This window comes from Psychrobium sp. nBUS_13, from assembly GCF_051201665.1.
Lineage (GTDB): Bacteria > Pseudomonadota > Gammaproteobacteria > Enterobacterales > Psychrobiaceae > Psychrobium.
In genome coordinates, this window is the sequence record NZ_CP179210.1 from 2,225,513 (window position 1) to 2,240,598 (window position 15,086).

The following is a 15,086-nucleotide window of genomic DNA, read 5'->3' on the forward strand; positions in this document are numbered from 1 at the left end:
TTATTGTTGTTTTAATTTCGCTAAATAACGCTTAGTCGCACGATGATGGTCTTTCAAATTGGTTGAAAATACATGACCACCATCGCCTGACGCGACAAAATATATATAAGGCGTTGTTGCTGGATTTAACGCAGCGTGAATTGCCCCTTCACTCACCATAGCAATTGGCGTTGGCGGCAATCCTTTAATTACATACGTGTTATAGGCATTTTTATCTCGCATATGCGCATAGGTAATATCGCCGTCATATACATCTGCCATGCCGTAGATTACGGTTGGATCCGTTTGTAGGCGCATTCTGCGATTAATTCGATTTACAAATGCCGATGCAATCTCCGGTCGCTCGCTTGCAATACCGGTTTCTTTTTCGATGATTGACGCTAAGACTAAAGCGTCATGTTTTGTTGTTAATGGCACAGTTCGGTCTCGTTCTTGCCATAAAGTCGTTAACTTTTGTTCAAGCATCACATTAGCACGCTTTAAAATTGCAATTGCAGGCGTTTTCGCCGTGAAGTGATAAGTATCTGGGAAGAAATGACCTTCTACTCGAGCAAATTTATATTTTTCTTCATCGACAGAACTTGGATTAAAACTCTTAATATAATCTTTTACTCGTTGTTGACGAAACTGAATTTGAGGATGGTCACTTAAGATCGTCAACCATTGACTGAAGGTACTTCCTTCAATAAATGTGACAGAAAACTGCTTTTCGATTCCACTACCCAGTATTTCAAGTAATTGTGTTGGTGAAACATTGGCTGGAATGGCGTAATGACCTGCTTTTAGCTGCGCCAATTGAGGTTGTAGGATGAATAACGCTTTAAACGGTTCGCTGTGGGTTATTTTACCGTCGTTCTTAAGTCGATTGATAACTCTATGGGCACTGTCCCCGCGTGCGACAATGATTTCTGCTGCGCTAAAGTTCGCAATTGGTGTCTCAGCCCATTGATTGACCCAATAACGGACGCCAAACAAACTCGACACAAGAATCACAATCGCTAGAAGACCCCCAAGTAACAATCGTTTAAACCAGCGAATGATTGACGATGGCTTAGATTGATTTTCGTTTGATTGCTGCGCGTCAGCCATTGGTATCCTTACTATTTAGCATAGCTTGTAGTTGTTGGGTTATACGTCCAATTTCATAGTGTTTCGATTCAATGGCCACCACAGGTACAACACCTATAAGGCAATTGGTCATAAATATTTCTTCAGCGTCAGTAATACTACTGAGTTTAAATCGATCTTCAACGATCTCTACGCCATCAGCATTCAAATGAGCCATTACCTGTTGGCGCATGAGTCCCTTAACCCCAGAAAAATCCAAATTGGGTGTATAGACGATATCGCCGCTTCGCCAAAATAGATTAGCCATACTGGTTTCAATGATACAAGCTTGGCAATCAAGCACCACAGCATCCGTCCACTGATTTTCATCAATTTGTTGTTTAACTAATACTTGCTCAATACGATTAAGATGCTTAAGGCCAGCGGTTAAGGGGTTAATCCCTAGTGCAATAGTACTCACGCCGAGCGCAATACCATCTCGCTGCCATGCCTGATAAATCTCCGGCAATAATGACGTACTAACAACGACGGTTGGAGAATCACAACCTATGCTTGAATAACCACGTTTTCCCTCACCGCGTGTTATCACAATTTTAATAACACCGCTGCCCAGTGATTTAGCGATAGCGCTTATCTCATCGAGCAATACCTTGAAGTCTACTTGGGCTATGGCCAAGGCAGTGATGCCTTGTTGCAATCGGACCAAATGCTCAGTTAATAGTTCACAACGAGAATCAGTGACTTTAATGGTTGTAAATAACCCATCGCCATAACTAAACCCACGGTCAGTTATACTCACCTGATTAGACGCTACGCCATTAACCCAAGTATTGTTCATTACTTATCTTGTCCAATACGGCTCGCAACAGCACCCGTTTGATCTTTATATTTTGCGTTTAGGCGTTTGTTATAAGGATTTTGAGCGGGGCTCGATAACGTTTCAAAGTTTAGTGCGCCTATCGGCATGCCCGCACGCAATGCCAACGGTAACTTGCCGGCATTAATAAATTCTAAAACAATATTGCCAGACCAACCGGGATCGATACGATGTGCAGTGACATGAACCATTAACCCAAGGCGCGCCAGTGATGACCGTCCATCTAACCAACCAACGATATCGTCAGGTAGCGTTACTGATTCTAATGTCATTGCGAGTGCGAGTTCACCAGGGTGTAGAATAAAGGGTTGGTCACCTTCAAGAATAATCTCATCACTCATCACGCTATCAAGCGCTTCTTGCACCGCTGCTTTAGGGCCACTAATGTCAATAAACGGCGCGTTATGCCCTTCAAATACCCGGAATTTATTGCCTAAACGCACGTCAACCGTGACACCACTTATACTTTCTGGATCTGGCGCTGGCGCTATCACAATTTTCTGTTCAGCGAGATAACTCTTAATTTCTACATCACTTAAGCGCATGCGCTTGGCTCCTTGCAGTAGTTATGGGTGATTATCGGTTTAATAAACGATTGATATCTGATTTAAGCATTTCAATCGCGATACGGTTTTTACCACCACGAGGCACGATAATATCAGCGTATTGCTTTGATGGCTCAATAAATTGTAAGAACATTGGGCGAACAGTGTCTTTATATTGTTGCAGCACTGACTCCATTGTACGACCACGTTGTTGAACATCACGTGACAGGCGGCGCATTAAACAGACGTCTAGCGGCGCATCCATGTAAATTGACGCATGGAAGAACTTACGAAGCTCAGGGTTAGTAAGTAATAAAATACCCTCTAACACAATAACGCGCTTGTTGCCCATATTCAGCGTTTCCGGCAATCGGGTATGCGTGGTATAACAATATTGCGGTAATTCAACCGTATTGCCGTTTTGTAGCTCTTCTAAATGCGACATCAATAAATCATGTTCAAGCGATGAAGGGTGATCATAGTTTGTCTTCACGCGCTCTTCCATGCTTAGATGGTCTTGATTGCGATAATAGTAATCTTCGTTGATCACACCGATTTGATTACTTCCCACCTCATCGATTAACTCTTTAACGATGGTTTGTGCCAATAAACTCTTACCAGAGGCCGACGCGCCAACAATGGCGATAAAAATACAGTCTTTCATACTATTCTCCGATAATAAGTGATGGAATACTTTGATTTGTCTTATTTAAATTAATGGCGCAACGAACGGCTATGTCTAAATAAGCTTTCGCTGCGCTTGAATCTGGTTGCGATACTAACGTTGGACGGCCATTATCAACATCATGGCCAATATTGCCGTCGAGTGGTAGATGTCCCACCAACTCAACCTTGGCGTTTGCCGCCAATGCTTTTCCGCCTTCTTCACCAAAAAGGTGACTGTGATGGCCGCAATTGTCACACTCGTGATAACTCATGTTTTCTATAACGCCAATCACGGGTACTTTTACCTTATCAAACATACTAATGCCCTTTTGGGCATCTTTAAGCGCTAAGTTTTGCGGGGTTGTTACTACAACCGCACCGCTCACAGGCACATCGCTGGACATGGTTAATTGAATATCACCAGTGCCCGGTGGCATATCAACGACAAGATAATCTAACGTTGGCCACTGCGTTTCATAAATCAATTGCCCTAGCGCTCGCGATGCCATTGGCCCGCGCCAAACCGTGGCATCATTTTCATCAACTAAGAAGCCCAATGACATGGTATGTAATCCATGAGCAATAATAGGATCTAATAATTTACCATCTTGCGAGACAGGCTTAGCCTTCACGGCGCCAACCATCGTTGGTAATGAAGGTCCATAAATATCAGCATCAAGTAAACCCACTTTTGCGCCGCCATGTGCAAGGGCCAGCGCAAGATTAACTGATGTGGTTGATTTACCAACACCACCTTTACCTGATGCAACCATAATAACTTGCTTAACTTGGGTTAATTTTTCACTCTGGTTGATGCGCTTAACCTTGATCGCAATCGTCAAGTCTATGGCGGAAAACGTGATGGTATTAGAGAACAAATCACTAAAATAATTAACGAGTTCTGTTTTAAGGTGCAAACAAGGAATTTCAGCGGAGATGTCTAGTTCAAGAATCTCTTTTTTTATTCTGGCACGATCTACATTGATGAGGGATAACAAAGGTGATGAACTAGTCGGAAAAGTCGCTTTTTTCATCAACGTTTGGAGCGTTGACACGAGCGATTTATCATTCTTGGAGAAGAGCCCCATTTGTATTTAACCTGTCATCTAAAAAATTCGCGCTATTGTACCGAAAAATCATTAACTTTTCGATATCTAACGAGGCTAATTTGTTGATGAATTTGGCAGTTAACTAAGGTATTATTGGCGCCATTTCCACGCCTCATAATGCGTTTGTATAAAGAAGCAGCAAATCAAGCTGAAATCAGCGACCTTGCTCACAATGTTCAAATCTATACAACCATCATGGCGTTTTCTATTTGAAAAGGCGATTTACAACGTGACTGCAAAACGACAAATATTAGTGACTAGCGCACTTCCCTATGCCAATGGCCCAATCCATTTAGGCCACATGCTTGAATATATTCAGACAGATATCTGGGTTCGCTTTCAAAAACTACGTGGCCATGAATGTCACTATGTTTGTGCAGATGATGCCCACGGCACGCCTATTATGCTTAAAGCACAACAGTTAGGCATCACACCTGAAGAAATGATCAATCAAGTTAATGTTGAACATCAAGCAGACTTTAAAGAGTTTGGCGTTAAATTTGACAACTTTCATTCAACCCACAGTAATGAAAATCGCCATTTCGCTGAAAAAATCTATAACAGTTTAAATGACAATGGTTACATCTCTACAAAAACCATTGAGCAATTATTTGATCCTGAAAAAGAAATGTTCCTACCAGATCGTTTTGTTAAAGGTGATTGCCCAACCTGTGGTAGCGAAGATCAAAACGGTGATAACTGTGATAGCTGTGGCGCAACCTACAGCCCAGTAGAGCTTAAAAATCCTCGCTCTGTGGTATCAGGCGCGACCCCCGTATTAAAAGAAAGTGAACATTACTTTTTTCAATTGCCAAAATTTGAAGCCATGCTAAAAGAATGGACTCGCAGCGGTTCATTACAAGAAGAGATGGCTAACAAATTAGCAGAGTGGTTTGAAGATGGTCTTAAAAATTGGGATATCAGCCGTGACGCGCCTTATTTCGGTTTCAACATTCCTGGAACGACAGACAAGTTCTTCTACGTTTGGTTAGATGCGCCTATTGGTTATATTGGTAGCTTTAAAAACCTGTGTGACAAGAATCCTGATATTGACTTTGATGCATTTTGGAACAAAGATTCAACCGCTGAGTTATATCATTTCATCGGTAAAGACATCATTTACTTCCACAGTCTGTTCTGGCCTGCAATGCTCGAAGGCGCTGGTTTGAGAAAGCCAACCTCAGTATATGCCCACGGTTTTGTCACGGTAAACGGCGCTAAAATGTCTAAATCTAAAGGCACATTCATTAAAGCGCGTACCTATTTAGAACATTTAAACCCTGAATATTTACGTTATTATTACGGCGCTAAGTTAACAAGCCGCATCGATGACTTAGATCTAAACCTTGAAGATTTTGCACAGCGTGTAAATTCTGACATGGTGGGTAAAGTTATTAACATTGCTAGCCGCTGTGCTGGATTCATCACCAAGAAATTTGACGGAAAACTTGCAGCAACAGTATCTGAACAAGCATTAATGGATGAGTTTATTAGTGTGAAAGATGAAATTGCGCAGTGTTATGAGCAACGTGATTTCGCAAAAGCAGTGCGCCAAATCATGGCACTTGCTGACAAGGCCAACCAATATATTGCCGACAAAGAACCGTGGCAGTTAGTTAAAGATGAAAACAAGTTAGATGACGTGCAAAACATCTGCAGTGTTGGTATCAACTTATTTAAGGTACTTATCACGTACTTAAAACCTATTGTGCCAAGTCTTGCTGAACAAGTTGAGGCGTTTTTAAATGTTGAATTAACGTGGGACAGCGTTAATACACCATTGACTAATCATGGCATTAATAAGTTTAAAGCGATGATGCAGCGTGTTGATATGAAACATGTTGAGGCAATGGTTGATGATTCAAAAGAAAATTTAGAACCAGTCAAATCACAAATTGATCCTAATTCGCCACTGGCAAAAGATCCTATTTCGCCTGAGATCAGCTTCGATGACTTCGCTAAAATCGATTTACGTATTGCACGAATCGCAAAGGCGGATCATGTCAAAGGTGCCGATAAATTACTGCGTTTAGAGTTAGATTTAGGTGGCGATAGCAAGCAAGTATTTGCAGGGATTAAGTCTGCCTATCAGCCAGAAGATATTGAAGGTAAATTAACGGTGATGGTAGCAAACCTTGCGCCGCGTAAGATGCGTTTTGGTATGTCAGAAGGCATGGTCTTAGCGGCAGGACCTGGCGGCGAAGAGCTTTGGATCCTAAACCCAGATGACGGTGCTCAGCCGGGGATGCGTGTTAAATAATCCTTAAAGTCATCACAAAAACGGCGCTAGATGCGCCGTTTTTTATACCTTCTATAAAACGTCTCGTTAAGACGGCGTTTCTTGAAAATTACTAGGGTTTTAAATAATACCATTAATTGCATTAAATATTTGCCCACTTGTACTTGTTAAAATCAACTAAAATGGCGTTGCTCTCAATCCTAATAGCCAGCTATTAGTCAATCGAGCGCCTTGTTTTAGCTGATTTTCTCTACGCACAACAAGATCACTTACTTAATGCAATTGGTATTATCGCGTTACATTTTATTTTATCCAATTGAATCCTCGATCGATTAACACGGTAATTAATTTATAGAGTATAGATTAGGGGATTATTATCAATAAGTCATGATCTATAAGCGCAAGTATTTAGGCGGGTTTTTACAAAGAAATGATGTGTATTGGCGTTTAAAAGGCAGAGCAGACTTCTAATGCTTGTCGGTTGAGCGATAATTTTTTCAGATCGCTATAATCTTTCCTAATGAATGTTTTTTCACGGTACATCACGTTTTATAAACTACTAACAACTCACAATTTATTGCACAAACAGTCGATTTAATCAACTAAGCCTCCCTGACCAAATAATCGTATCGCTTAATTATGCATCTTTAATCATTATTAATCAGGAAGATCAAAAGACGCTAACTTAATACACAAGTATGCCCTTCAACCCAGTATTGATGATTAAAACTGTCGCCAACCTTCTTTGACTGCCCGCTTAGCGTGCCTTCTACCATCGCAAGCTTTGGTGCGTTTTCTTGTGCAAGTTGATTAGCGATATATTTGGCAGTGGCACCTTTTAACTTCACTGCAGTGTGAATTGTCTTATCATCTAGATTCGATACATCTAACTCCAAGGTTAATAAGTCAATCCCGTTGATGGTTTGCACAAGTTCTGAATGCTTAACAACGGTACCAACAAGATGGGCTTGATTCCAATTGATGGCTGTGGATTTTGGTATTAACTTAACCTGCTGCGCTTGAAGTGTGTCTTTACCGGTCGTCGCTTGACTTTGCAGCTGTCTAATTTGAGCACGTACGTAAATACCTTGCCCCGCACTTGCATTAGCGACTGCGTTTTCTGCGTCGTTTCCTAATAGAGTGACGCTAAAGTAATTGCTATGTTCTTGCCAACTACCCTGGCTATCTCTCCATTTTCGTTTAGTAATAACTTCCAAAGGCAACATCGCGGTACCATCAGCAAAGTAGCGAATTTGATTTTGCTTACTAACGATATTTCCTAATAACACAATGTGGTTGTCATGAAGATTCACTGGATACTCCAACGATTATAATTACTACAATTATAATATAAAAATCAGTTTGTTATAAATTTAAATTGTGAAAATTTGAAAATACACCTATCCTTACACCGCAAACAAAATTACTCATTGGAATTAACATGACCAAAAATGGAATTATCGGCCTTTCAGCAGGAGCAATTGTCGTGCTTGGCGGTCTCACTTTTTACACTCATTCAGCATTCTCAAGCCAAATCGAACAAGCAATCGCTCAAAACAGCAATGATAAATATACATTATCAATCGAATCTAAAGAAGACGGTTTACTGAGCAGCAAAGTTCAATACAAACTCACGCTCTATAAAAACGTTGCATCCCAAATGGGCACTAGCTTACCAGCCGATGTAGATTTCTACGTTAACCATCATTATTCGAGCTACCCGCTGCTCGTGCATAGTCAATTTACATTAGATTTTACGAAGGGAGCTGGTAAATCTTTTGTGGACGCGTTAAAAGTAGAAAGCATTGAGCACATGGCAACCTTAAGCACGAATCTATTAACGCATTCAAACGCACTCAATTTTGAGATACGTCCTGCTGTGTTAGAAGATCATGCAGAAAATGTTGTGACCATTGGTAATTTAAAAGCGAGCTTTGATGGCGATCTGGCATTTAGCCAAGGCGATTTTGCTTTTGCATTTAGCGAAATGGCAGCAGAAATGAAACAAGGCGGACGTTTCCAGATGAAAAGCCTAACTAGCGCAGGAGAGATTGACTCGCACAGCGGCCTTACTTTTACAAGAAACTCCGTTAGCGCGTTAGAAGAAGCGAGTTTCAACAATGAAGCGGTGTTAGAGAGTTGGTCAGTAAACCACTTAACAGCTATTTCATCGTCAAAAGGCTTCGATACTGATGTGATTTCTGGTGAAACAAAGCTTGCAGTTCAATCTGTGAAAGTAAAGAATGCGTTGTTGGACTACTTGGTAACTGATACTGAACTTGAGTTATTGATTCAGAACCTTGATAAAGCAAGCTTTATCGAATTGAATAGAATATCTAGCTCTGCCCCGCAGTTGCCAGAAATATTGGCCTCAACTGAAGGCATCATTAACCGTGGTTTTGATGGTAAGATTACCAAGTTAAAAACGACAGTGAACGATGTTGCGCTTGACTCATCAGGAACTTTTGAATTTCCTGCTTACGCGGGCGAGATGAATCAGCAAATGATCATGATGCATGCCCTTCAAAATTTCAGTCTCGACTATACAGCAAACCTATCAAATAATTATGCTGAAGTATTTCCACAATATGCACCTATGATTGATGGTTTAACCGCACAAGGCTTTGCAGCCAAAGATCAAGACGGCAATGTAAGCACGACTATTAAAATTAAGGATATGGCGATCACTGCAAATGACAAGCGTATTCGCTAATTAATATACAGTTAAACAATTAAATTAAAAATAAGGGCGCCAAATGAGGCGCCCTTTTAATCACTAACAGTCAGTCACTGTCCAATCAATCGTTTCCGTTGCCTTTAATGGCACGACTATATCACTGCCAAGGGGCAATGTTTCTGGTACCGTCCACGACGATTTTTCTAAGGTAATCGTGTCTTGATTGCGGGCAATACCGTAGAAGTCTGGGCCAAAGTGAGAAGCAAAGCCTTCTAATTTTTCCAGAGCATTTTCTTTATCAAAGACTTCAGCGTATAACTCAATTGCTGCGAATGCCGTGTAAGCCCCCGCACAACCACATGCATTCTCTTTATTGTCTTTAGTATGTGGCGCCGAATCGGTTCCAAGGAAGAATTTCGGGCTACCGCTTATTGCTGCCTCAATTAACGCTTGTTGATGAGTATTGCGTTTCAAAATTGGAAGACAGTAATAATGTGGCTTAATGCCGCCCACTAGCATGTGGTTTCGGTTATACAATAAGTGATGAGCTGTTATGGTTGCGCCAACGTTTGCTGGAGCTGACATGACAAAATCAACGGCTTGCTTTGTTGTGATGTGTTCCATGACGACTTTCAATGAAGGAAAATCACGGACTACATTAGATAAAATTTTGCTGATGAATATTGCTTCACGGTCGAATATATCAATGTCATTATCAGTCACTTCACCATGGACAAGTAGTGGCATGCCAAGTTCGCTCATCATCTTAAGCACTGGATAGATATTTTTAACATCAGTAACGCCTGATGCTGAATTCGTTGTTGCACCTGCAGGGTAGAGTTTCGCCGCGTATACTTTCCCACTCTCGAAGGCTAGCTTCATTTCCTGCGGTGAAGTTGAATCTGTGAGATAAATAACCATCAAGGGTTCAAAGTTACTACCCGTAGGCTTATTAGCAATGATCCGTTCACGATAACTTAACGCTTGTTCAGTGGTCGTTACTGGCGGCACTAAATTAGGCATAATAATCGCGCGTCCCATGTATTTAGCGCTATCAGGAACGGTTGTTGCTAATGCTTCTTCATCTCTTACGTGTAAATGCCAATCGTCGGGACGTGTAATGGTAATTTTTGTCATAAAGAAGCTCACTTATAGTCATTATTAAATTGGCGCATAGTTTAGAGATTAGTCACTATCAAGTAAAGGTATAGCACTGACTGAGCGATAAATTAATCAGTTATTCATTGATTACGATCTTTGTCGCGCACTTCATTAGGTTTTGGTTTAGAATAGCGCCAACAATATGGCTAATTCAGCCACAAATTTTAGGAAATTATACTATGGCTAAGACGTCAGCAATTGATAGCGACTTACTAATCGGTTTTGCATTAGATCTCTTTGAAGAGCACGCTGGAGACAATTTAGATGAGCCTGATCTTAATTATTATCTTGAACAATGTGATTCAGCTGCTGCTGTTGAACTCGTCAGTGCGTTCAATGATTGGCAAGAAGTCGCAGACTTAACGCAAGACCAATTAGATAATGATTATATTGAAGTACGGATCGGTTTGATGGAAGACGATGAATTTGATCTTATCTATGCTCGCGTTCTTTTAAAAGCAAATCAGAAACAATTAGACGAGTTCAGCCAAATAAAGTGGAAACGTTAACGTTTTAAATGCAATAAAAAAGCCGACTTGATGTCGGCTTTTTCGTGCATAGGTAATACCTATTCAGGCAACACCGCGTTGTGATAAACATTTTGAACGTCGTCACAATCATCCAGCATCGTTTGGAATTTTTCAAAATCAGCTAAATCATCAGCACCAATTTCTGACTCTGTTTGTGAAACAAACGTTATCTCTTCAACTTCAAACTCTAATTCACTGTCCATGTCATTCAATGCACTTTTTACCTTAAAAAACTCAGTGTGAGGCGCAAAAACAGTGATCTTACCATCTTCATTTTCGATATCAGTTACATCTACATCAGCTTCTAACAGCGCTTCATACGCCGCATCTTCATCGCTACCTTCGTATCTAAAGATAGCTAGGTGATCGAACATGTGAGCAACAGTACCGGTACTGCCAATTTTCGCATGTGATTTAACGAAACAGTTACGGACTTCAGTGTACGTACGCTTATTGTTATCTGTTAGACAATCAACAATAACCATACATCCACCAGGACCAAAACCTTCGTAACGCGCAGTTTCATAATTTTCACCACCACCACCAGTTGCCTTTTCAATTGCACGGTCAATTACATGAGTGGGGACTTGGTCTTTTTTGGCTTTTTCGATCAATCGCTTTAAAGAGATGTTGGTATCTGGGTCCGACCCGCCATTTTTCGCACTAACGTAAATTTCTTTACCGTAACGAGAGTAAACTCGAACCTTAGCACCTTGGGTTTTTGCCATCGATGCTTTTCTGTTTTCAAAACTACGACCCATTATTGTTCTCTTTATTTAATTCAAAAATTATGCTCCGATTCTAACAGAATTTCGGAGCAAGAAGCTAGCAACGAAATCCTGCTCGTTGCTTTAATAAACAACTAGTTTGTTAGTCAAATCGGCGTCGAAGCAGACCCGCAATTGCCAAGGCAATAAATACAAAACCGATCTTACCACCGGAGGAACCTTCGTCTTGAACGGATGATATGTTCGATGTCCCAGACACGATCACTAGTTTGGTTACTTTATTAGTCGTTGCGGTTGCGTCAGTCACATTGAGCGTGACATTGTAAGCCCCACTGTTTGCATAAACATGATTTGGCGATTGCTCAGTAGATGACTGCCCATCACCAAAATCCCAATTTACGACGACATCACCGGAAGGGTTGTTAATTTGACTTGAAAAAGTAACTACCTGACTCGCTGCCGTATAAGTAAAATCAGTGTTTAGCGCACTTTTAATCGTGACATTCAGTTCTTTCGTTACTTCTTGGCCAATCGCATCCGTCACACTAAGAAAAATGTCATATTCACCGATACTGGTATACACATGATTTAACGTGGCTTGACTGGATGTATTGCCGTCGCCAAGGTTCCATTGATAACTAAATGGCGCTATTCCACCTGATACCGTGCTGGTGACACTCACCATAAATATATTTGAACTGTCTTGTTCACGTGATGCGTCAAGTATCAACTGTTCACCAACCGTTACCAATTGCTTCGCCTCAAACGTTGCACCAGAGGTATCTTCAATCGTTAAAGAAACATTATACTGACCCCCTATTTGATATTGATGCTTTGGTGCAGTCAATAATGAAGTATGGCCGTCACCGAAGTCCCAGCTAGTCTTGACAACGGAGTAACTTGAAACAGCCTGGTGACTGAAACTAACATCACGTCCAACTCTTTGTGCCGCGATCTCGGTGGAAAGTTCAATCGCCGTTCTACTCAAAGATATGGTTGCATTACGGCTTGTTGCGTCTTGCGCTGTGACCGAGAAGTCTATCCCCCACAATGGTAATTTCGTCCCATTTTGTGGCTGTTCAGGAGAACTATAGTCATCAGCATCACTAAAATGGCTATTTGCTGTTAAATGCTCGTCACCTTGGAGCGGTGTTTGTGGGAAGATGCTAAATGCTGCATCGCGTATTTGGCGCTCAGTATTACCAAAACTTAAACGATGTTGATCTGCATCAACCACTGCAATAAACCCTTGGCCAGGATGTTCACTCGAATTATTATTGGTAAATGCATCATTTCGATACCACAACAATATACCGGGATCGTAATTTTCACCAACCAATCCAGCATCAAGTTTTTCATTCGATCGTAGCTGTATATAATAGTATTCGGGAGCAGCGTCTTTATAATCTGAGATCCGTTTGAACGAAGAAAAGCCTTTTACATCAGTGAGTTCGACACTGGTTTCAAAATCATTAATCGCTTGTCGATCAGATCCGGTGATTAGATTAATGTCATCAACCGCAAGACCAAAACCGCCTACAGCGGGATCCGTCACGTACTCAATGGATAGGGTAACCTGTTGCCCTTGCCATGAACTAAGATTAAAAATCAAATTTGTCCATGGCGAGTCAGTTAACTTACCCGTCAAAAGGTGCGCTACATCTGAGATATTGGTAGACGATGGCACGGTAAAGTCATTACTCAACGGATTGCCATTAATTAAGAACCTTGCATAGTCGTATCCTTCTTCAATATCCCAACGCGCCCACAATGAAAGTTGAGCGTTAGGCGCATCTGGAATAGTTAATATGAAATCTTGGCGAAAATGTGTCTCGTCTTGGTGGTCTGCAAGTAGTTGAAACTCACCTTGCTGTGCTTTTCCAAATAGCTCTTTATGGGATGGCAACGTAATCTTTGCCTGATTGATTTTGTCATCATGATCGCTTGCTTGCGTTAGCGCAATTTGAATACCAGCTGTGTTAAGCGTATTAGCATTGATATCTTGTTGATTAAGCCAATTGCCACCGAATTTTTGTTGCAATAAATCTCTTGCCAAAGGGCTAAAGGACGTCGGTTGTGTGCCACGACGTTCACCGAGCCAACTCCCGCCAGACATAATGGACCAATATCCCACCGGTGAACCAACTAAAGTTGACTTAAGATCATATTCGTCATCTAGTCCTAAATCATGACCAAACTCATGGGCAATTACACCAGAACCAGAATCTATTGGCACAATCGTATAGTTCTTAACCTTAATATTACTGCCAGTGATATTTGCTTCCTTTTCACTCACCGAAAAGCGATGCGACCAAATTGCATTGGTGCCTAGTATTCCACCGCCCGCTTCTTCACCTACACTAGCATGCACGATTAACACATGATCGATATAGCCGTCCGGTTCGTCGGTAATATTATCATTGTCTAGATCTTGAGGATCCTTTTTATCGAAATCAATAAGGCTTACACCACCATCGGCCACCGCGGCTTCAATGGCTTCTACAACCAATACTTCGACATTAGTATCGGATCCACCGTCGCCATTACCGCCGTAGAAAGCAGCTGATTGTTTCGAACGGTACCAACCAAATGCTTGTCCATTGAAATTAAACGTGTTTCCAGACTCAAGACTATAATATTGATTCACAGACATTAACGTTTCATTGTCTGGGCCTTTAAATCCATTGGATGAAAACAACAGATCCTGATAATGCGCTAATGAATAATCACTATAAAACAAATCGGTGTCATTGCTTGAGAGTCCGTTGTTGGCATAGGTGAGATTGGGAAAATCAATTAACACGGCAAGAACGTTAACATCTGTGGCTTGTTTTACAGCCGCCGCTGAGTACTGCTGTTTAAACTTTGTCGCTGTATCCGGGATCCGATAATTTTGTGGTAATTTATTGTGCCGCTTGTCTTGTGCACGATAACGCTGAATATACGCGCTAATCTTTTCTTGTATTTCGGCATCACTATCTTCTGGGGTAATCTCGCCGCGTTTTTTGAGCCAATATGCAATTTTTGACTCGCTTATTAATGCTTCATCAATGACACCCTTTGTATGGCGTGCTGCTAAAGCGACTGAGGAAAAAGCCATCATACTGGCCACGAATGATGCGACTACTTTTTGCATGGCATACCTCTATCGTTTTTTTGCTGAATATACGCATCTAATTTTTTATACTGCGTGTCTTTAGAATCACTTGCTTTGATATCACCCGATTTGATCAACATTGCAATGAGCTTGTCGCGGTCAATAATAGGAGGTGAAAGCTGGCAAGGTTTAACTTTGACTGACGATTTATCTATTGTCTGACTTGCTTGTGGCGATGAATGGTCAACACTTTCACATCCAACAATCATTAGTAAAGAAACAAAAACAACGTTACATTTTATCATTAGTACCTTATTTAATTATTGCACTTCTTTCAGTCTACTATAGCGCAACAGCACTAAATTTATTATTGAATTTAATGATTTATT

13 protein-coding genes are annotated in these 15,086 nt (G+C 41.1%); 3 read left to right on the forward strand and 10 right to left on the reverse strand.

Going from position 1 to position 15,086, the window contains the following annotated elements; all coding sequences use genetic code 11:
- From mltG to apbC, 5 genes are read right to left on the reverse strand one after another with little or no spacing between them, the layout of a single operon-like run.
- Window positions 1-1,089 (reverse strand): endolytic transglycosylase MltG, encoded by a 1,089-nt coding sequence (gene mltG, locus ACMAZF_RS10130; protein ID WP_435273748.1) that lies wholly within the window; start codon window positions 1,087-1,089, stop codon window positions 1-3.
- The gene (gene pabC, locus ACMAZF_RS10135; RefSeq protein WP_435273749.1) at window positions 1,082-1,906 is read right to left on the reverse strand and encodes an aminodeoxychorismate lyase; all 825 of its coding nucleotides are present in this window, start codon (window positions 1,904-1,906) and stop codon (window positions 1,082-1,084) included. The genes mltG and pabC overlap by 8 nt, the downstream gene beginning before the upstream one ends.
- A complete protein-coding gene (gene dcd / locus ACMAZF_RS10140) occupies window positions 1,906-2,490 on the reverse strand; it encodes a dCTP deaminase (protein ID WP_435273750.1) in 585 nt (194 codons plus the stop codon). Before dcd ends, pabC begins: the two co-directional genes overlap by 1 nt.
- Before the next feature lie 31 nt (window positions 2,491-2,521).
- The gene (gene udk / locus ACMAZF_RS10145) at window positions 2,522-3,154 is read right to left on the reverse strand and encodes a uridine kinase (protein ID WP_435273751.1); all 633 of its coding nucleotides are present in this window, start codon (window positions 3,152-3,154) and stop codon (window positions 2,522-2,524) included.
- A 1-nt stretch (window position 3,155) separates the two neighbouring features.
- Window positions 3,156-4,244 (reverse strand): iron-sulfur cluster carrier protein ApbC, encoded by a 1,089-nt coding sequence (gene apbC, locus ACMAZF_RS10150; RefSeq protein ID WP_435273752.1) that lies wholly within the window; start codon window positions 4,242-4,244, stop codon window positions 3,156-3,158.
- A 193-nt stretch (window positions 4,245-4,437) separates the two neighbouring features.
- Between apbC and metG the strand changes: the two genes are divergently transcribed.
- The gene (gene metG / locus ACMAZF_RS10155) at window positions 4,438-6,525 is read left to right on the forward strand and encodes a methionine--tRNA ligase (RefSeq protein WP_435273753.1); all 2,088 of its coding nucleotides are present in this window, start codon (window positions 4,438-4,440) and stop codon (window positions 6,523-6,525) included.
- Window positions 6,526-7,184: 659 nt separating this feature from the next.
- Here the strand turns inward: metG and ACMAZF_RS10160 are convergent.
- Complete coding sequence (locus ACMAZF_RS10160; RefSeq protein ID WP_435273754.1) at window positions 7,185-7,817, reverse strand: single-stranded DNA-binding protein; 633 nt, start codon at window positions 7,815-7,817, stop codon at window positions 7,185-7,187.
- Window positions 7,818-7,945: 128 nt separating this feature from the next.
- Between ACMAZF_RS10160 and ACMAZF_RS10165 the strand changes: the two genes are divergently transcribed.
- Window positions 7,946-9,217 carry a hypothetical protein gene (locus ACMAZF_RS10165; protein WP_435273755.1) on the forward strand — a complete coding sequence of 424 codons (1,272 nt, stop codon included), beginning with the start codon at window positions 7,946-7,948 and terminating at the stop codon, window positions 9,215-9,217.
- A gap of 63 nt (window positions 9,218-9,280) precedes the next feature.
- Here ACMAZF_RS10165 and pyrC read toward each other — a convergent pair whose 3' ends face one another.
- Complete coding sequence (pyrC, locus tag ACMAZF_RS10170; protein ID WP_435273756.1) at window positions 9,281-10,318, reverse strand: dihydroorotase; 1,038 nt, start codon at window positions 10,316-10,318, stop codon at window positions 9,281-9,283.
- A 203-nt stretch (window positions 10,319-10,521) separates the two neighbouring features.
- Here pyrC and ACMAZF_RS10175 point away from each other — a divergent pair, with 203 nt between their 5' ends.
- Complete coding sequence (locus ACMAZF_RS10175) at window positions 10,522-10,851, forward strand: DUF440 family protein (protein WP_435273757.1); 330 nt, start codon at window positions 10,522-10,524, stop codon at window positions 10,849-10,851.
- A 59-nt stretch (window positions 10,852-10,910) separates the two neighbouring features.
- Here ACMAZF_RS10175 and ACMAZF_RS10180 read toward each other — a convergent pair whose 3' ends face one another.
- From ACMAZF_RS10180 to ACMAZF_RS10190, 3 genes are all read right to left on the reverse strand, one after another.
- Window positions 10,911-11,633: a YebC/PmpR family DNA-binding transcriptional regulator gene (locus ACMAZF_RS10180; protein ID WP_435273758.1), complete on the reverse strand. Its 723-nt coding sequence runs from the start codon at window positions 11,631-11,633 to the stop codon at window positions 10,911-10,913.
- A gap of 109 nt (window positions 11,634-11,742) precedes the next feature.
- Complete coding sequence (locus tag ACMAZF_RS10185) at window positions 11,743-14,736, reverse strand: immune inhibitor A domain-containing protein (protein WP_435273759.1); 2,994 nt, start codon at window positions 14,734-14,736, stop codon at window positions 11,743-11,745.
- Complete coding sequence (locus ACMAZF_RS10190; protein WP_435273760.1) at window positions 14,724-15,002, reverse strand: hypothetical protein; 279 nt, start codon at window positions 15,000-15,002, stop codon at window positions 14,724-14,726. Before ACMAZF_RS10190 ends, ACMAZF_RS10185 begins: the two co-directional genes overlap by 13 nt.
- Between the last annotated feature and the right edge of the window lie 84 nt (window positions 15,003-15,086).